Origin of the sequence: Peptoniphilus sp. KCTC 25270 (assembly GCF_021012875.1) — a bacterium.
Lineage (GTDB): Bacteria > Bacillota > Clostridia > Tissierellales > Peptoniphilaceae > JAJMZJ01.
This window is the reverse complement of the sequence record NZ_JAJMZJ010000001.1, coordinates 197,383-216,347: the sequence shown is the minus strand read 5'-3', so window position 1 is coordinate 216,347 and position 18,965 is coordinate 197,383. Positions and strand designations below refer to the sequence as shown.

The following is an 18,965-nucleotide window of genomic DNA, read 5'->3' as shown; positions in this document are numbered from 1 at the left end:
ACACTCCTCGTTTCACAATTTAGATAAAAAAGAGTCCCCTATTTTTTAGGGGTTCTTTTTTTGCTTTAGTTCAGTAAAAAATATTGTATTCTTTTTATTAAACTATGGCTTATTTCTTAAGAGACGAGTATAATAATCTTTAAGTTGACGACTATATAATTTTACTGACGATTATATCGTTATAATAGGAGGTACTATGAAAAAATCTTTGGCATTGAAATTAATTGAAAATCATCTATTGTCTGGAACTTTGGCTTTTGGAGAAGAGGTGTCCTTAAAAATAGATCAGACTTTAACGCAAGATAGCACAGGAACCATGGTTTATTTGCAGTTGGAAGCTATGGATGTGGAGGAAATAAAAACAGATCTTTCCGTTGCCTATATTGATCACAATATGTTGCAAGCAGGATTCGAAAATCCTGACGATCATTTATTTATCCAATCGGCCGCGGCAAAATATGGTTTGGTTTTTTCAAAACCGGGTGGAGGAATTTGTCATCAAGTTCATTTGGAACAATTTGCCAAACCGGGAATTACCCTTATTGGCAGCGATTCCCATACGCCTACAGCAGGAGCCCTTGGCGCTTTGGCCATTGGAGCGGGTGGATTAGACGTTGCCGTTGCCATGGCTTCTGGAACCTACACCATTCGAATTCCAAAAATTTACAATATTAAACTTTCCGGCTCTCTTCCCCCTCATTCCAATGGAAAAGATGTTATTTTAACTATTTTAGGAAAATTAACCGTTAAAGGTGGAACTGGATTTATTATGGAATATTCTGGAGAAGGCGTCTCCTCTCTTTCTGTTACAGATCGTGCCACCATTTGTAATATGGGAGCGGAACTCGGAGCGACTACTTCCCTATTTCCATCAGATGAAAATACAAAAGATTTTTTAGAAAAACACAACCGGGTCGAAGATTTCCTCCCATTATCTGCTGATGAAGACGCTTCTTACGATGAAGTCTTAGAAATCGATCTTTCTAAAATTGTTCCTTCTGTGGCAAAACCTCATTTACCCGATCAATTTGAAAAAGTAGAGGATTTACCAAAAGTAAAAGTGGATCAAGTGGCCATTGGTTCTTGTACCAACTCTTCTTTCCAAGACATGATGAAAGTGGCTTCCATTTTGGAAAACCGCAAAGTGCATCCTGATGTATCTTTGGTTATTTCTCCAGGATCTGCTACCATTCTTTCTCATTTAGCCGCCAATGGCGCCTTAAACACAATGATTCAAGCCGGCGCAAGAATTTTAGAATCCTCTTGCGGCCCTTGTATTGGAATGGGTCAAGCTCCAAAATCCGGCGGCGTTAGTTTGCGTTCTTTCAACCGAAATTTCAAAGGACGAAGCGGCACCATGGACGCCCAAATTTATATTGCCAGTCCAGAAACTTGTGCCACTTCTGCCGTTTTGGGATACATCGCTTTGCCTTCTGAATTGGAATACGAAACCCAAATTGAAGAGCCAAAATCCTATAATCACGCCACTTCGTATTTGATCCCTCCTGTGGAAAAATCACTACGTCCAAAGGAAACCATTATGGGACCAAATATTAAACCATTCCCTATTGGAAAACCAATGGAAGATGGCATAAAAAAAGTTGTTTTATTTAAGGGCGGCGACAATATTACAACCGACGACATTTGCCCTTCTAACGCAAAATTATTGCCTTACCGTTCCAATATTCCTCACTTATCCAACTTTGCTTTTTCTACTCTTATTGATGATTTCAAAGAAAGAGCCGAAAACAACGAGGGCGGAATTGTTGTAGGAGGAGAAAACTATGGCCAAGGATCCAGTCGAGAACATGCTGCCTTGCTACCGCTGTATCTCGGAGTAAAAGCCGTTGTTGCCAAATCTTTTGCCCGAATTCATCGTTCCAACTTAATTAATGCAGGAATTTTGCCTTTGGTATTTGAAAATCCAGAAGATTATGACCGAATTCAAGAAGGAGATCTTCTCGAACTAAAAAATCTTTCTTCTGCTATTTCAATGGACACCTTAGAAATAATAGATGCGACTCAAGATTTTACCTTCAATGTAAAAGGAAATTTCACCGAACGAGAAATCGACGTATTAAAAGCCGGCGGATTCTTAAATTACGCCAAAAATAGAAAGTAGGACTGCCATGAGAACTATTACTTGGATTCCTGGAGATGGAATTGGCCCCGAAATTTCAGACGCTACCATTTCCATATTAAAAGCCGCAGGGGCTCCTTTGGAATATGAATTTGCCTACGCGGGAGGCACCGTTTTTGAAAAAGAAGGAACCTACATTCCTGAAAAAGTATTTGAAAGCATTGAAAAAAATAAAATTGCCTTAAAGGGTCCCATCGAAACGCCCATTGGGAAGGGATTTCGCAGTATCAATGTAGAGCTTCGAAAAAAATATGACCTCTACGCAAATATCCGTCCCATTAAGGCCCCCGGCCCTATCCCCTTAAAATTTGAAAATGTAGATTTTATCCTATTTCGAGAAAATACCGAAGATTTATACATGGGTTGGGAAGAAAAAATTAGCGAAAACGAAGCCCATTCCATTAAAGTCATTACAAGGGAAAAATCTGAGCGAATTGTTCGGGCCGCCTTTGATTACGCCAAACAATTTGGCCACAAAAAAGTCACCGTAGTAACCAAAGCCAACATTATGAAATTAACCGACGGATTGTTTTTGGACTGCGCTCGAGAAGTTGCCAAAGAATATCCTGAAATCCAATTGGAAGAGATGTTGATTGATAATATGTGCATGCAATTGGTTATTCGCCCAGAATCTTTCCAAGTGGTTGTTACAGAAAATCTTTACGGAGACATTCTTTCAGATTTAGGGGCTGGTTTGGTTGGTGGTTTGGGGCTTGTTCCTGGAATGAATAAAGGAAAAGACATTGCCATTTATGAATCCATTCACGGATCTGCCTTAGATATTGCAGGGAAAGATTTAGCCAATCCAACTGCCATGGTATTAACCGCTTGCTTGCTTTTGGACGATATAGGAGAAAAAGAATGTGCTGATAGAATTCGAAAAGCCATTGAAAAAACTTTGTCCAATAAAGAAAATTACACAAAAGATTTAGGGGGATCATTGACTTGTTCTGCCTACACAAAAAAAATTATTGAAAATCTATAGGAGTTTGAAATGAATAATACGGATGCTCGATTAAGGGAATTCTCTCAAAAAATTATTGAGAGAAATTCCATAAAAAAAGATTTATACGATAAATACGATATTCGCCACGGCTTGCGAAATAGCGATGACACAGGGGTTTTGGTTGGAATCACAAGAGTGGGTTACGTTTCTGGTTATGATAAAGTTGACGGAAAAAAAGTACCCGCTCCTGGAGATCTAATGTATCGTGGCTATTCTGTTGCCGACTTAGTCCACGATTTTCAGGAAACTGGACGATTGGGCTATGAAGAAGTAGCTTTTCTTTTGCTATTTGGTAGTTTGCCCACAAAAGAAGAACTCTCTTTCTTTCAAAATTTACTCATTGAAGCCCGAGAATTTCCAAAGGGATATATTGAAGATGTCATTCTAAAAATTCCCGGAAAAAACATTATGAACAAGATGATGCGTTCTATGTTAACTCTTTACAGTTACGATGAAAATCCTGAAAATACCGACACAGAAAATGTTTTGCGCCAAAGTATTGATTTGATTGCGAAGATGCCCATTATTATGAGCTACGCCTATCAAGCCAAACGCCATTATATTGATGGAGAAAGTTTGGTTATCCATTATCCCGATAAAAACAAATGCATTGCACCAAATATTTTGCATTTGATTCGTCCAAGTTCTCAATATACAGAAGAAGAAGCCAAACTTTTGGATTTAATGCTTATTTTACACGCCGAGCATGGTGGCGGGAACAACTCTACTTTTGCCACTCACGTTGTATCCTCTTCCGGCACCGATACATATTCTGCCATTGTCACCGGTCTTGGTTCCTTAAAAGGTCCACGTCACGGGGGCGCCAATCTTATGGTTTCTTCCATGTTAGAGGATTTATCTTCCAATATTCGCAACCTTCATCACGAAGGGGACATTGAAGATTATTTACGAAGAATTTTGGCTTGTGATGCCTTTGATAACAAAGGATTGATCTATGGATTGGGACATGCCGTCTATACACTAAACGACCCCAGAAAAGATATGTTAAAGGAACAAGCCCGTACATTAGCCGAAGAAAAAGGATATGGGGACCAATACCATTTCCTTGAACTTGTGGAAGAAATTGGAGGCCGTTTATTGCAAGAAAAACGTGGCATCGACTATCCAGTTTGCGGGAACATCGACTTGTATTCTGGATTGGTTTACGAGATGCTAGGCGTTCCAAAAGATTTATATACCCCTCTATTTGCTGTAAGTCGTATGGCTGGTTGGTGTGCTCACCGTTTGGAACAAATTCAAGACAAACGAATCATCCGTCCTGGCTACGTTCATTTGAATTCCCATAAGAAATATCAAAAATTAGAAAATCGTTGCAAATAGTCTTTCTTTACAATCCTCCTAAATTCTAGTACCATAAGGGTATGAAATTTAGGAGGATTATTTTGAAAAAACTTTTGTTATTTTTGGACCGATTTGGCATTGTCATGGCCTTTGGATATGGGATTTTACGTTATGTTGTTTCTCGAAATCCCCATGGAGAAATCAGCTCCAATTTGATTGTATTTGTCTTTATTGGAATTTTATGTGTGTATCTATTGGGAAATTATCGCCAAGATAAAGAAAATGTAGAAAAAATAAAAGAGGACGCCATTTCCGTCCGTCCTTTAGAAAAAAATCTATTGTATGTGCTTTTGGCCCTGCCTATTCTTACTCTACTCTTTTCTCCCTTGGGAATCGTAAACTATGTCCGTTCGGATGGAAATCTACCGTTAGCCACTGTGGTATTAAGTCAATTTGTGGTATTTTTTCCTGTTTATGCTCTAATTGTTCCTATGCTTTTACGGAAAATTTTAGGCATTCAATTAAAAGTGGTGGAACGAAATAATAAATACTAAAAGCCCCTAGACCATTTGGTCAGGGGTTCTTTTTTTAATATAAAATTTGAACAAAAGAAGGAACAATGGAAATTTCTACTGGCAAACTTGGCCCTGGATCTCCATCAATATCCGTTGGAATCTCTATTTCCTCTGAAGAGATTTTCAAAGAATTCGTCATAAAAAATTTTACTTTTTCATGTTCTTCCAATCCTCCTTCATATCCCTTTCGCACCATTTGGAGCAAATCCATAGATCCCATTTCCTCAAACAAATATACGTTAAATAGCCCATCGTTTGCCTCATTGGCCCCTTGGGCAAAATGCAATTCCTTTACTTGCGTCGTCATACTAACCACAACGTGGCTGTAATTTTTTTCCCAACTTTTTCCTTTATTTTCTATCCTTAATGAGTGCATAGCAAAATCCATCCCATTGGCTAAGATTTCCTTTACATAGGCCCATTGTCCCATGGTTTTCTTTAATCCACGATCCGTATCTTGAATCAAGCGAGGAATATCGCCCAAAGAAAAACTATAGCCAAAATATTCTTCGTTGGCCTTCCCAATATCAATCCAACGCCATTGTTCAAAATCCATGGATTCTATCCATTCTTCAGGATTGGTAGAAATCCCCAGTCCACCGGCGATTAAGTTGCCCGTTCCCATAGGAACAATTCCTAAAATCGGACGTTTTTTCCCACGAGCAAGGCCTTGGAAAGCATCGTTTAGGGTCCCATCTCCTCCAAATAAAAACAAATGGGTCGTCTCATTATCGCAGGATTCATGAGCCTTCTGAATCAAATCCTCTTGGCTTTTTGTTTCCAGTACCCCTACCTGAGAGCCCGATTTTTCCAAACGTTCTTTCAATATTTGTACATATTCAGCGGCTTTTCCTTCCCCCGCTTTTGGATTCCACAATATACGCCCTTTCATTTCCTTCCTCCTATGAACAAAAAAAGACCTATAATAGGTCCTCTTTTGATAAAATCTTCCAATCTCTATATCGTTCCAATTCTTCGGAAAATTTTGAAATTAAATAGGTTAATACAGCCAAATCATCTGTCCAACCAATTCCTAAAATAAAATCTGGAATCATATCCAAAGGATTTACCAAATACAGGATTCCCGCAACAATCATGAGCATGTTTTTCTTACTAAAGGCACGATAACTTCCTTTGAAAGTATCCCGCGCCAAATGGACAAGATCAAAAACATCCCCTTGAATGTCTCCAAATTTTTTATTCCCTTTTACAATTTCCAAACCACTTTTCATCGTCTTGGAAAAACGTTCCGGATTTCCTACAATCTTCTTTGCTTTTGGCAATAATTTTATAATTCTTGATGCCGCTTTAATACGCATCCCTCTTTCTTATGTGAAGTAATCGCATATTAAACGATTCTACTCTAAAAATACCCGTTTTTTTAGTAAATCAACCAGACTTACGAACACCAAGATTCATCTTTTGGATTTTTTCTCCATTGATCTAAACGCTTTACTTCTTCCTGAGATAGAATTCCTTTTTCCAATGCCAATTCTACAAGAGTAGGAAAATCACTTAAACTTTCATGAGAAAATCCCGCTTCTTTGAAATTTTCTTTGCAAGAATCCATGGCATAAGTGAAAATAGAAACAACCCCTAAGACTTCTAATCCTGCTTCTCTTGCAGCTTTTGCCGCTTCAATGGAAGATCCGCCCGTAGAAAATAAATCTTCAATAACTACCACTTTTTGTCCCTTTTGGAAATCTCCTTCAATTTGTTTGCCTTTTCCATGGTCTTTTGCCTTGCTGCGGATAAATCCTGTAGGCAAGTCCATTTCCCAAGCCATAATAGAAGCGTGAGGAATGCCCGCCGTAGCCGTTCCCAAAATTCCTTCCACCTCTGGATATTTTTCCTTTACCAATTGGATCAATCCTTCTTCAACAATTTTTCTCTCCTTTGGATAACTTAACAAAAGGCGATTGTCACAATAAATGGGACTTTTAATCCCAGAAGCCCAAACAAAAGGTTCTTTTGGAGATAAAGAAACCGCCCCAATATCCAACAACAATTCCGCTACTTTTTTCATTTATTTTTCCTCCCCGATAAATGCTTTACAAATCATCTCATAGGCTTCCTTTGGATTTTCTGCTTTGGTGATAGGGCGACCCACTACAATATAATCTACGCCCCACTCTTTTGCCTCTTCTGGTGTTACTACGCGAACTTGATCCCCCACTTCGGCATCTTTTGGGCGAATTCCTGGACAAACCAAAACAAAATCTTCTCCCAATTCTTTCCGCAATTTCTTTCCTTCCATGGCAGAACATACGACACCATGAAGGCCGTTTTCTTTTCCTAAGGTCGCATATTTCAATACCACTTCTTCTAGGGAATAATCCTTTTGAATTAACAATTCCTCCTTCATTCTCTCTTCAGAAGTAGAAGTTAACATGGTTACGCCAAGTAAAATGGATTCGCTTTGGGTTTCCTCAATGGCACGAACCGCCTCTGAAACCATTTTTCCACCCCCAGCCATATGAATATTGGTCATATCTACGCCCAATTTACTTAAAGAACGAATCCCCCCATAAACCGTATTGGGAATATCATGAAGTTTCAAATCCAAGAACACTTTATGGCCGCGTTTTTTGAATTCTCGTACAATTTCTGGTCCCTCACTATAGAACAATTCCATGCCAATTTTTACATACACTTCTTCTCCCAAAGACGCAACCAAATCCAATGCTTCTTTTCCTGTGGCAAAATCCAAGGCAACAATAACATCTTTTCCCATAATATCCTCCTTAAAATCCATTTTTTCTTCTTCCCATAGAAAAACCCCCTTAAAAAGGAGGTCTTTTTTATTGTAAGAAAGACGCTTCTTTGGCGTAATCATCCATTTGTTTTAGCTCTTCTTCCGAAAAACCAAAGCGTTCTTTGGCAATCTTTCTCTCTTTTAATAAATTTGTATTGGATACAGTATTATTATCCGAATTCAAAGTAACACGCACCCCGCGATCAAACAATTCTTTTACGGGATGATCTTTCAAATCTTCTACTAATTTTGTATCTCCATTGCTAACAATACATACTTCCAAAGGAATCTTCTTCTCAGCCAAATATTCTACCAATTTATCGTCTTCAATAGAACGAACTCCATGGCCGATTCGTTTTGCCCCAAATTCCAAGGCTTTCCACACAGATTCAGGACCTGCAGCTTCTCCCGCATGAATGGTAAAAGGAACCTTTAATTCTTTGGCTTTTGCAAATAAATTTTCAAAATTTTCCGTTGGGAATAAGGCCTCTGCACCAGCTAAGTCGAAGGCACACACAACATCCCCCAACATTTCTGCTGCGATTTCTAGAGTCTCAAAATTTTCTTTTTCGTTGGAATCTCCACGCATAGCACATAAAATCAATCCCAAACGAATGGAAGGATATGTTTCCATGGCTTTTTTTACACCAGAGATAGCCGCTTCTACTGCTTCTCTTTGTGACATTCCCTCTTGAGTGTGAAGTTGAGGTGCGAAACGAATTTCTCCATATTCCAGTCCCATCTTCGCCAAATCTTCTCCCAATTCAAAGGCAATTCTCTCCATCCACTCTTTGTTTTGCAAAAATTCCAATGGAAGAGCAAAACGCTCCAAATATTCATTTAAGCTATCGCAATCTTCTGGAACGATCATTTTATCTTTAATCTCTTCCAATGTTCCAATTTTTATATTTTTTTCTTTGGCTAGTTCTTCCACCGTTTCTGGACGCAAAGAACCATCCAAATGCAAATGCAATTCACGCATTGTTTCACTTCCTGTCTATTTTATTTTTCTTCTATTTCTATTTCATGGGCTGGTTTTCCGCTCTTTATCTCTAGCTGTCCAATTAGGAAAGAGGACACTAACGTTGTTAAAAGAGAAAATACCAAACGCCTTGGCGCAATGTAGGCCAAAGATAACAATAAGACCACAAAATCAGTGGTTAAATAGGAGCGACTCATAGGCCATTTCATTTTCTTTGAAATCACCATCGCTAGAGCGTCATCCCCACCAGCGGCTCCACCAGATATAACAACCATTCCACAGCCAATTCCTATGAAAATACCGCCCACAACGGACGCAATCAAAGGATAATTGTATAAATTGGGCAAAATTGGTCCGATTAAACTAAAAATTTTATAGAAAAAGGCAAAAGAAAAAGATGCCACCAAGGCCCTTTTCAAAAAAACTCGCCCCATTAACTTTAGTCCAAGAGCGTAACAGGCAATATCCAAAAGAGGACTTACAATGGCTGGATCCCAACCTAAGACATTTTGGCAAAACAATACCATTCCCAAAACGCCACCTTCGGTAATCTTAGAAGGCCCATGGATATTTACCATCCCAAAGGACATAATACACGTTCCCAAAACAATTCGTAAAAAAGTTTTTGGGTTCAAACCCAAAGCTCTCCATCCCTTGCTTTCCATAAAATACTCCTTATCATAAAACATTAGAAAATTCTCTAAAACCTTATGATGGTAGTTGATGCTTTTTTGTTTGGTTATTTTTTCTTGTAAAAACTCTGAGTTTCTTACGAATTTTTTCTCCTTTAGACTTACCACATCAGGCAAAAATTAGGCTCTTCTCATCCGTAGACATCAGATAAAAACTACCGAATTCGGTAACCATCTTTCTTTACATATAGAATTATTATATCACAGATTTCCAATTCCTGAAAAGCATAGAAAAAGAGATGGCATAGCCATCCCTTTTATACCAAGGCAAGAGCAATCCTCTCTCGTTCTAAATCCAATGTAATGATTTCAACTTCTAAAGATTCTCCTACTTCCACTTTATCATAAATGGAACCGCCCCCACGTTTTTCCAAGATTTTTCCAATGTGAAGAAGTCCCGATTTTTTGATTCCAATATCTACAAAAGCACCAAAATCTACAACGTTTCGTACAACTCCTTGCAATTTCAGCCCTTCTTTCAGATCTTTCATTTCCATCGCCGTACGTTTTAAGGCCACATTTCCCAAATCTTCCCGAACGTCACGACCTGGCTTTTCCAATTCCTTTTTAATATCTTCCAAGGTTAGTTCCCCTACATCCAAAGCTTTGATTTTTTCTGCTTTTTCAGAATTAGAAAGCTCTTCATTCATTAAAATTCGAGCAATTTCGTAGGACTCTGGATGAACTCCTGTGTTATCCAAAATTTCTGTGCTCTCAGGAATTCGTAAAAACCCGGCTGCCTGTTCAAAAGCCTTTGGTCCAATCCCCTTCACATCCTTTATTTGCTTTCTATTTTCAAAAGGACCATTCTCATTTCGATAATCTACAATATTTTGTGCCGTTTTCTTTGTAATTCCAGAAATATGACTTAACAAAGGAACGGATGCCGTATTGATATTTACCCCTACATGGTTTACGCAGGCTTCAATCACGCCACTTAGTTTTTCATCCAAAGATTTTCGATCCAAATCGTGTTGGTATTGTCCTACCCCAATATGTCTCGGTTCGATCTTTACCAATTCCGCCAAAGGATCTTGCAATCTTCGCCCAATGGAAATGGCACCACGAACGGTTACATCCAAATCTGGAAATTCTTCTTTTGCCAAAGGAGACGCGGAATAAACACTAGCACCATCTTCGTTGACAATGGCATATTCTACATCCATTTTATTTTCTTTCAACACAGTGCTTACAAACAATTCCGTTTCATAAGAAGCCGTTCCACTTCCTATGGCAATGGCGTCGATTTTATATTTTTTCAATAATTCAGGAAGAATTTTTTTCGCTCTCTCTTCTCCTTTTTTATCGTTTAAGTACAAAATAGAATTTTCTAAGTACAATCCATACTCATCTAAAATCGCCACCTTACAACCCGTACGAACCCCTGGGTCAATGGCTAAAATTCTGGCGTTACGAAGAGGTGGCGACAACAAAAGGGGACGTAAATTTTTCCCAAAAACTTCAATGGCACTTTTTTGTGCTTCTTCCGTTTTTTCTCCTCGCAACTCTCGCTCCACAGAAGGGAAAATCAATCGTTTTAGGCTATCTTTTGCAATTTCTTTCGCCATTTCCTTCTTGTCTTCTTGGGGACGGAAAACTTGTAGAATCAAAGAAATCAAAACCTCTTCCTCCGCCTGCAAAGAAACTTTCAATGCGCCGAGTTTTTCTCCACGGTCCATAGCCAAAATCCTATGATTTTGTGCCCGAGAATATTTTTCTTTTCGATCAAAATACATGGCAAAAGTTGCATCTTCTACTTTTCCGGCTTCTGTATAAAATACGGCATTTCTCTTTAAGAATTTTTTCAGAATCATACGAACCGTTGCGTTGTCTTGATAAATTTCCGCCACGATATCTTTTACCCCTTGTAGCTTTTCTTCGTAGGATAATTCCTCTTCCAACTCCGCCGTCTCCAAGGCATGTTCAAATTTTTCCATCGTATGATTGGACAAAAACTCCATGGCAAAAGGCTCTAGTCCCTTTTCTTTGGCTATGGTTGCACGAGTTCGTTTCTTTGGCTTATAAGGACGATAAATGTCCTCCAACTCTGCCATAGTCTCCGCTTTATCCAAATCTTCTTGAATCTTTTCTGTAAGATTTTCCTGTTCCATAAGAGTTTTTACAATGGTTGCTTTTCTTTCTTCCAAAGATACCAAAAGATTTCTACGTTCTGTTAAGGCCCGTAACGTTTCATCTTCCATATTTCTCGTTACTTCCTTTCGGTAACGAGCCACAAAAGGAATGGTATTTCCTTCATCAAATAAAGCCAAAATCGACTCCATTACCTCTGGTGTTCTTTGAAATTCTTCTGCCAGTCTATTTGTAATATTCATTTTGCCTCCATAGGAAAAAGAGAGGATTTCCCCTCTCTTTTCTTAATTTTTCTTGTCTGCATTTTCTTCTAAATATGCATTAATAAATGGATCCAAATCCCCGTCCATTACACGACTCACATCTCCAACCTCTTCATTGGTTCTATGATCTTTTACTAAAGTGTAAGGATGGAATACATAGGAGCGAATTTGAGAGCCCCAAGCAATTTGAGAATAATTTCCTTGTAAATCTTCGATTTTCTCTTTTTGCTCTTCTTCTTTCAAGGCAATTAATTTCGCCTTTAACATATTCATTGCAGTTTCTCTGTTTTGAATTTGGCTTCGCTCATTTTGACATTGCACAACGATGCCTGTAGGAATATGAGTAATACGAACGGCACTATCCGTTGTATTAACGTGTTGTCCACCGGCTCCACTGGCACGGTAGGTATCCACTTTAATATCTTCGTTATTGATTTCAACGTCTGTATCTTCATCAATAACAGGATACACATCCACAGAAGCAAAAGAGGTGTGACGTTTTTTTGCTGCATCAAAAGGAGAAATTCGAACCAAGCGATGTACCCCTTTCTCTGCCTTAATATATCCATAGGCATGAGGCCCACTCACTTGCAATGTAGCCGATTTAATCCCGGCCTCGTCCTCTTTCAACAAATCCAAAAGTTCTACTTTGTATCCCTTTTTCTCTGCGTAACGACGATACATTCTTAAAAGCATATCGGCCCAATCTTGAGCTTCAGTTCCACCGGCCCCTGCATGGATCGATAGAATCACATCATTGTCGTCGTATTCTCCATTTAGAAGAGTTTCTAACTTGAAAACAGAAGCATCCTTTTCTACCTCAGCAATATTTTCTTTTAGTGTGGAATAGAAAGAATAATCGTCTTCTTCTTCCATTAATTCCAACAATACATTGGCTTCTTCAATTTTTTCCATTAAATTATCGTATTTATCAATGCGATCTTTTAAGGAATTTTGTTTCTTTATCACTTTTTGAGCGGCTTGGCTATCGTCCCAGAACCCCGTTTCCATCGTTTTTTCTTCAATGGCTTTGGCCTCTGCTCGTAACGTTTCAATATCTAAACTTTTTCCCAATCGCTCCACTAAATCTCTAGATTGATCAATTCGTTCCCGGTCTAAAAATATATTTTGCTCCAAATCCCATACACTCCTTATGCATTTTTCCCGTGACAGTTTTTATATTTTTTTCCACTACCACATGGACATGGATCGTTACGTCCTACTTTCTTTTCCTGACGACGAATTGGTTCTTGTACCCCTGTATCTGGGTTTGGTGTTTTGCTTTCCTTTGCCACTTGAACCCTTTGTACTTTTTCAGGATTTACCACATGGAATAACAAACGAACGGTATCTTCACGAATGGCTTCGTTCATTTCTTCAAACATATCAAATCCTTCGTTTTGATAAGCGCGAACGGGGTCAATTTGTCCTACAGCACGCAATCCAATCCCTTGGCGCAATTGGTCCATAGCATCAATGTGATCCATCCATTTTTGGTCAACGACTTTCAAAAGTACCACACGTTCCACTTCACGGAAGCGTTCCTCTCCGAACTCTTCCTCCTTCACAGCATAATATTCTTTGGCTTTTGCCTTAAACATCTCTTTCAATTCCGCTGCCGTTGCATTTTCATGTCCATTCATGAAATTTTCGTCAAAATCAAAAGTATTGCGGCCAAATAAATACAAAGCTTCATAATCTATATATTGTTTATGATTATCGTCCAGCTTCACATTGAAATCTATAGTAGAATCAATCAATTCCTCTGTCATTGTAGCAATGCTATCCTTGAAGTCTTCCCCTTCTAAAACTTTGCGGCGTTCTCCATAGATAACTTCTCTTTGCTTATTCATAACATCGTCATATTGAAGAACGTGTTTACGAATACTAAAGTTGTTTCCTTCTACTTTTCGCTGAGCACTTTCAATTAAGCTCGTTAAAATTTTATGCTCAATGGCTTCATCTTCTGGCGCATCGATTTTTTCCATAACATTTTTGAATCGATCCCCCGCAAATAGACGAATTACTTCATCATCCGCAGAAATATAGAATTTGGTACTACCTTCGTCCCCTTGACGACCGGCACGACCACGTAACTGATTGTCAATACGGCGGGATTCGTGACGTTCTGTACCGATAATATGCAAACCACCGGCTTCAATAACTTTTTTTGCTTCTTCGTCGGTTTCTTGTTTGTATTTTGCTCTCGCTTCTTGGAATCTTCTACGAGCATCTAAAACTTCTTCGTCTTGTGTATCAAAATAACTATCAGACATTTCAATTAAGTTTGGCTCCATGCCTTCTCGTTCCAATTGTTGCTTCGCCATATGATCAGGATTTCCCCCTAGTACAATATCCGTACCACGACCTGCCATATTTGTGGCAATGGTTACAGCCCCTAGGCGACCCGCTTGAGCAACAATTTCAGACTCTTGGGCATGACGCTTTGCGTTCAAAACATTGTGTTTGATTCCATTTTTCTTTAAGAATTGAGACAACAATTCTGATTTTTCAATGGAAATGGTACCGACCAAAACCGGTTGTCCTTTTGCGTGACGCTCTACAATATCTTTTGTTACAGCACGGAATTTTGCCTGTTCATTGCGATAGATACTGTCGTCTCCATCTTTTCTGGCAATTGGTTTGTTCGTAGGAATTTCAACAACGTCCATTTTATAAATTTCACGGAACTCAGATTCCTCTGTCATCGCCGTACCTGTCATACCAGACAATTTCGTATACATACGGAAATAATTTTGGAACGTAATGGTTGCCAATGTTTTGGATTCTGCTTTTACTGGAATGCCTTCTTTGGCCTCAATGGCTTGATGCAATCCATCCGAATAACGGCGACCATACATTAAACGACCTGTAAATTCATCAACGATTACAATATCGTCCCCTTCAATTACATAGTCAATATCCAAATGCATCGTTCCTCGCGCTTTTAACGCTTGATGAATATGGTGCAATAACTCTTGATTTTCCATATCCATTAGATTTTCTACATTGAAATATTTTTCCGCTTTTTCGCTCCCCATATCAGTAAGAGTCGCCGTCTTTGCCTTTTCATCCACAACAAAATCAACCGTCTCTTCTCTAAATTCTCGATTGAAACGATCCATGTTTTCTTCACTTTGATCTTTAATACGATAAGATAAAGTATTTACAAAATTCTTCGCGTGAACGTATAAATCTGTAGATTCATCTCCTTGACCAGAGATAATCAATGGAGTTCTCGCCTCATCGATTAAAATCGAATCGACCTCATCCACGATACAATAGAACAAGTCCCTTTGTACCATGTTCTCTTTGTAAACAACCATATTATCACGAAGATAATCGAAGCCAAACTCATTGTTTGTACCATAAGTGATATCTGAATTGTAAGCTATTTTTCTTTCTTCAGGTGTCATATCGTGTAGAATACATCCCACAGACATTCCCAAGAAAGAATACAATTTTCCCATCCATTGTTTATCACGAAGGGCTAAGTAATCATTTACGGTTACAACATGAGCTCCTTTTCCTGCCAAAGCGTTCAAATACGTTGGCAATGTCGCTACTAAAGTTTTTCCTTCCCCTGTTTTCATCTCGGCGATTCTACCTTGGTGAAGGATGATTCCCCCCATAATTTGGACAGGGAAATGTTTCATTCCCAACACACGAGAAGAAGCCTCACGAACGGTGGCAAAAGCTTCTACCAAAACATCATCCAATGTTTCTCCGTTGGCTAATCTTTCTCTAAATTCAACAGTTTTATGTTTTAACTCCTCATCGCTGAGTTTTTGCATGGACTCGTCCAATGCAAGAACTTTATCAGCTATGGGTTTAATTTTTTTTATTTCACGGTCGGAATAACTACCGAAGATTTTTCCGAATATTCCCATTTCTATCACGTTCCTTTCCCTAAACATTTATTTTATCATAGAAGAGTGCTCTCATCCATTGAAACGGCTAAGTTTCGCAATAATTTCACTTAATCCAATTCCTCTGGATGATGATGAACGATACTAATCCATTTTCCGTCCACTAAAATTTTACGAACGCGTTTTTCAAACTCCATTCTTGTCATCCAAATAATGTGTTGGCATCCTTGACATTCCAATTTTATATCTGCCCCTTTTCGCAGAATCTTCCATTCATTTTCTCCACAAGGATGTCCCTTCTTCAAAGTAACCAAATCATTTAACTCATAATACAACCGATTCGTCATCCATTACTCCTTCTATAAATCTCCACCTTGGCTGAGCAATATTTTCCTCAATCATCGCCTCAATAATCGCTTGGCGTATTTGAAATTCTAGATCATATTGATCGCCCGCTTCAGACCATCCCACAATAGTTATTTGATACCCTTTTTCCGAATTATTTGTAACGCCCCACAAACTTGGGCCATAAGATGGGCGATCCAAATTTCGCAAAGGTTCCATGGCTTTTTCAAATATTTCCAATACTCGCTTCGGATTCTCCAAGCCGTCTACGGATACAATAACTTTTGCTCGCATTTTTCCACGACTTTGGTTGGTTACTACACGAATTTCCGAATTTGGGATAATGTGAAGAGATCCATCTACATCCCGTAATTTTGTTACACGAACTCCAACATCTTGCACATATCCTGTTTTTGTGGCACATTCCACAAAATCTCCCACACTATATTGATCCTCAAACAAAATAAAAAGACCTGTAATAAAATCCTTTACTAAGGTTTGTGCGCCTAAAGCCAAGGCAAAAGTACCAACCCCTGCTGTAGCCAATAAAGTGGAAGTATTAATGTCTAAAAAATTTAGAAAAATCAACGCCCCAACAATATACAAACCGTATCGAACCAAACTCGAAGCAATATTTGTCAACGTCAAAATTCTTCCATTGCTTGATTTTTTCTCTCGCTCTCTTCGATAAATTGCCTGTTCGGCCACCCCATCAAAAATCCGAATTAAAAGTTGTATCGCCACAACCAAAAGAATCGTTCCAACAACAATTCCTAGCAAATTAAGATTCTTCTCTTCATTTAGGAACAATCCCATTATTTCTTGTTTAGTCAATCTTATTTTCTCCTTCCTTAAATCGAGGAAGTTGAATTTCTTTCCCATGATTCCACATTTTTTTATGGAAAGTATAGGCTTTTACCTTGCGATCTGAGAAAGTCATCAAAATATTGTCTCCCATTTCCCAAATTTTTGCATTTTCCTCTAAACGAAAATGGAATGCTCTTGGGGACAATGGATTTCCTATTCCTTCGTTATTTCCATGAACATAGATACTGTTTTCCATATTTTCTATTTGATTTACATTAGCAGCAATGGCTTCATTCTCTATCTCTTCCAATTTTTTATTGTAAATTGTCAAAATCCCACTATGCAAAAGATAGATTTTAGACTTTCCAAAATAAACATCACTCATTAAAGGAATCTCTACACTTTGAATTTCCTCTCCGTCAATTAAGTACAAATTCTTTTCCGTAACCATCACTTCTTTTCCTTCGAAAAATCCAATTTCCATAGAAACCTCTCGAGAAAATTCCTCTTTCTCAAACTCCCCTGTATTCTTATACAAAGTCGTCTTATATCCTCCCGCCTCATTGGATAGCTCCGAAACAATAAAAGAATTCGAGTTTTCCACTTCATAGTCCAAAATATTATGATCGGTTTCAAACAAAATCTCCAAACCGCCAGAGCGATCTCCCAAATACAAAATCTCGCCCTTTTCTTTTTTCACATGAAGAAGAACATTTCCATTCTGTTCTGTTGCAGCAAAAAGTTCTCCCTCAACGGTATAAGAAATTTCCTCTACTCCTTCTTCGTCAAAAACCGTAACTTTTCTTAAATCCCCATCAAACAAAAGCACTTTGCTATCTCCAAAATAAGCAACTTGCCCTTCTCCTGTGCGGTCTACGGTTTCTACCGTTTCTCCTTTTTTATCCAAAAATTCCAAAGTATCCCCGTCCCAAAGGACCATCCGATTGGAACTCAAAATGTGAATCTCATCCAAGTCATATTCTACATTTTTTTGCCATTCCGGCTCTATTGTATAAACCCAATTCCAATTTCTTTTGAGAAAAATGGCCATTGCGATTATAATGATAAACAGGAGAAGCAATCTCCTAATTTGTTTGTTTCTCATTAAATAATCCTCCCGCTTCATTATATCCTAAGAAAAGGCGGATGAAAAGGGACGGAATCGGAGGTTACTATGTTATCAAATGAAAAATTAAAACTTATTTTTACGGAAAAGCCTTACAATTTTCGAAAGGACACTTCAGAAGTATTCATTCACGAACAAATTGAGAAAATAAAAGAAGAAAATTCCATTGAACCCGATGGTGTATTTTATCTAAACCAAATTCATTCCGACAAAATTCGTCCCATTCACTCTTTAGTCATGGGAACTCCCGGAGAATATGGACGCGTTGCGGGAAGTGGAGATGGAATGATTACCAACGTTCCAAACATTCTTCTTTCCATTCGAATTGCAGACTGCTGTCCTGTTTTGCTTTACGATCCTGTAAAAAATGTTCAAGCGGCCATCCATTCAGGGTGGAGAGGAACCCTTTTACAAATCACAAAAAAAGCCGTTGAAAAAATGGGAGATATTTACAGTTCTCATCCAGACAATATCCAAGCCTTTATTGGCCCATCTATTGGAATGGAACACTTTGAAGTGCAAGAAGACGTAAAAAAACAATGGGAAGAAACCTTTGACTTTGCCCAAGAAGTCTTGGAGAAAAAAGACGAAACCCATTGGAATATCAACCTAAAAGAAACCAACCGTAGAATTCTTCTCTTAGCGGGTTTGAAAGAAGAAAATATTACCGTTTCAGAAAGAGATACCTATGGAGATAAAAATCTTCATTCTTACCGAAGAGATCAACCCGACTACGGATTAAATTCTATGCTATCTATGATTCTTCCATCTTGACAAAACGATTCTATGCCCTTATACTAAATGAGTATTCATTTCGGGGGTGTAGCTCACTTGGGAGAGCGCTTGAATGGCATTCAAGAGGTAAGGAGTTCGATCCTCCTCATCTCCACCAAAGACCGGTCATTGTACCGGTCTTTTTTTTGCATTTTTCCATCCGCAGAAAAATCCCTTTTTCTTCTACAAAAATTTTCCAAAAAAAGCAACAACTCATTATACCCAAGCCTCTAAAATC

Annotated in this window: 17 protein-coding genes and 1 tRNA gene; 6 read left to right on the top strand and 12 right to left on the bottom strand. The window is 38.5% G+C overall.

Going from position 1 to position 18,965, the window contains the following annotated elements; all coding sequences use genetic code 11:
- Positions 1–196 precede the first annotated feature (196 nt).
- From LQU94_RS01035 to LQU94_RS01020, 4 genes are all read left to right on the top strand, one after another.
- Positions 197–2,122, top strand: coding sequence for an aconitate hydratase (locus LQU94_RS01035; protein ID WP_230634370.1), 1,926 nt, complete (start codon positions 197–199; stop codon positions 2,120–2,122).
- 7 nt (positions 2,123–2,129) lie between these two features.
- Complete coding sequence (locus LQU94_RS01030; RefSeq protein WP_230634366.1) at positions 2,130–3,125, top strand: isocitrate/isopropylmalate dehydrogenase family protein; 996 nt, start codon at positions 2,130–2,132, stop codon at positions 3,123–3,125.
- 9 nt (positions 3,126–3,134) lie between these two features.
- Entirely contained in the window at positions 3,135–4,487 is a 1,353-nt protein-coding gene (locus tag LQU94_RS01025) for a citrate synthase (protein WP_230634362.1), read from the top strand.
- A gap of 62 nt (positions 4,488–4,549) precedes the next feature.
- Positions 4,550–5,002, top strand: coding sequence for a hypothetical protein (locus LQU94_RS01020; RefSeq protein WP_230634359.1), 453 nt, complete (start codon positions 4,550–4,552; stop codon positions 5,000–5,002).
- Positions 5,003–5,036: 34 nt separating this feature from the next.
- Here the strand turns inward: LQU94_RS01020 and LQU94_RS01015 are convergent, their stop codons facing one another.
- The 12 genes from LQU94_RS01015 to LQU94_RS00960 form a co-directional block, all read right to left on the bottom strand.
- The gene (locus LQU94_RS01015) at positions 5,037–5,915 is read right to left on the bottom strand and encodes a diacylglycerol kinase family protein (RefSeq protein ID WP_230634357.1); all 879 of its coding nucleotides are present in this window, start codon (positions 5,913–5,915) and stop codon (positions 5,037–5,039) included.
- Between the two features lie 28 nt (positions 5,916–5,943).
- Positions 5,944–6,342 (bottom strand): YkvA family protein, encoded by a 399-nt coding sequence (locus LQU94_RS01010; protein WP_230634355.1) that lies wholly within the window; start codon positions 6,340–6,342, stop codon positions 5,944–5,946.
- Between the two features lie 80 nt (positions 6,343–6,422).
- Entirely contained in the window at positions 6,423–7,049 is a 627-nt protein-coding gene (gene pyrE, locus LQU94_RS01005; RefSeq protein WP_230634352.1) for an orotate phosphoribosyltransferase, read from the bottom strand.
- Positions 7,050–7,757: an orotidine-5'-phosphate decarboxylase gene (pyrF, locus tag LQU94_RS01000; RefSeq protein ID WP_230634349.1), complete on the bottom strand. Its 708-nt coding sequence runs from the start codon at positions 7,755–7,757 to the stop codon at positions 7,050–7,052.
- A gap of 67 nt (positions 7,758–7,824) precedes the next feature.
- Positions 7,825–8,760 (bottom strand): adenosine deaminase, encoded by a 936-nt coding sequence (gene add, locus LQU94_RS00995; protein ID WP_230634346.1) that lies wholly within the window; start codon positions 8,758–8,760, stop codon positions 7,825–7,827.
- A 20-nt stretch (positions 8,761–8,780) separates the two neighbouring features.
- Positions 8,781–9,425 carry a YitT family protein gene (locus LQU94_RS00990; RefSeq protein WP_230634343.1) on the bottom strand — a complete coding sequence of 215 codons (645 nt, stop codon included), beginning with the start codon at positions 9,423–9,425 and terminating at the stop codon, positions 8,781–8,783.
- A gap of 284 nt (positions 9,426–9,709) precedes the next feature.
- Positions 9,710–11,785, bottom strand: coding sequence for a Tex-like N-terminal domain-containing protein (locus LQU94_RS00985; protein WP_230634340.1), 2,076 nt, complete (start codon positions 11,783–11,785; stop codon positions 9,710–9,712).
- A 42-nt stretch (positions 11,786–11,827) separates the two neighbouring features.
- Positions 11,828–12,943 carry a peptide chain release factor 2 gene (gene prfB, locus LQU94_RS00980; protein WP_230634337.1) on the bottom strand — a complete coding sequence of 372 codons (1,116 nt, stop codon included), beginning with the start codon at positions 12,941–12,943 and terminating at the stop codon, positions 11,828–11,830.
- Positions 12,944–12,957: 14 nt separating this feature from the next.
- Positions 12,958–15,696 carry a preprotein translocase subunit SecA gene (secA, locus tag LQU94_RS00975; RefSeq protein ID WP_230634334.1) on the bottom strand — a complete coding sequence of 913 codons (2,739 nt, stop codon included), beginning with the start codon at positions 15,694–15,696 and terminating at the stop codon, positions 12,958–12,960.
- An 89-nt stretch (positions 15,697–15,785) separates the two neighbouring features.
- Entirely contained in the window at positions 15,786–16,022 is a 237-nt protein-coding gene (locus tag LQU94_RS00970; protein ID WP_230634331.1) for a DUF951 domain-containing protein, read from the bottom strand.
- Positions 16,000–16,854, bottom strand: a complete 855-nt coding sequence (locus LQU94_RS00965; protein ID WP_230634328.1) for a mechanosensitive ion channel family protein — start codon at positions 16,852–16,854, stop codon at positions 16,000–16,002. Before LQU94_RS00965 ends, LQU94_RS00970 begins: the two co-directional genes overlap by 23 nt.
- Entirely contained in the window at positions 16,847–17,932 is a 1,086-nt protein-coding gene (locus LQU94_RS00960; RefSeq protein ID WP_230634325.1) for a hypothetical protein, read from the bottom strand. Before LQU94_RS00960 ends, LQU94_RS00965 begins: the two co-directional genes overlap by 8 nt.
- 69 nt (positions 17,933–18,001) lie before the next feature.
- On the opposite strand from LQU94_RS00960, the gene pgeF reads away from it, so the two are divergent.
- Both pgeF and LQU94_RS00950 read left to right on the top strand, forming a co-directional pair.
- Entirely contained in the window at positions 18,002–18,727 is a 726-nt protein-coding gene (pgeF, locus tag LQU94_RS00955) for a peptidoglycan editing factor PgeF (RefSeq protein ID WP_230634322.1), read from the top strand.
- 42 nt (positions 18,728–18,769) lie between these two features.
- Positions 18,770–18,845 (top strand) — tRNA-Ala (locus LQU94_RS00950).
- Positions 18,846–18,965: the final 120 nt, after the last annotated feature.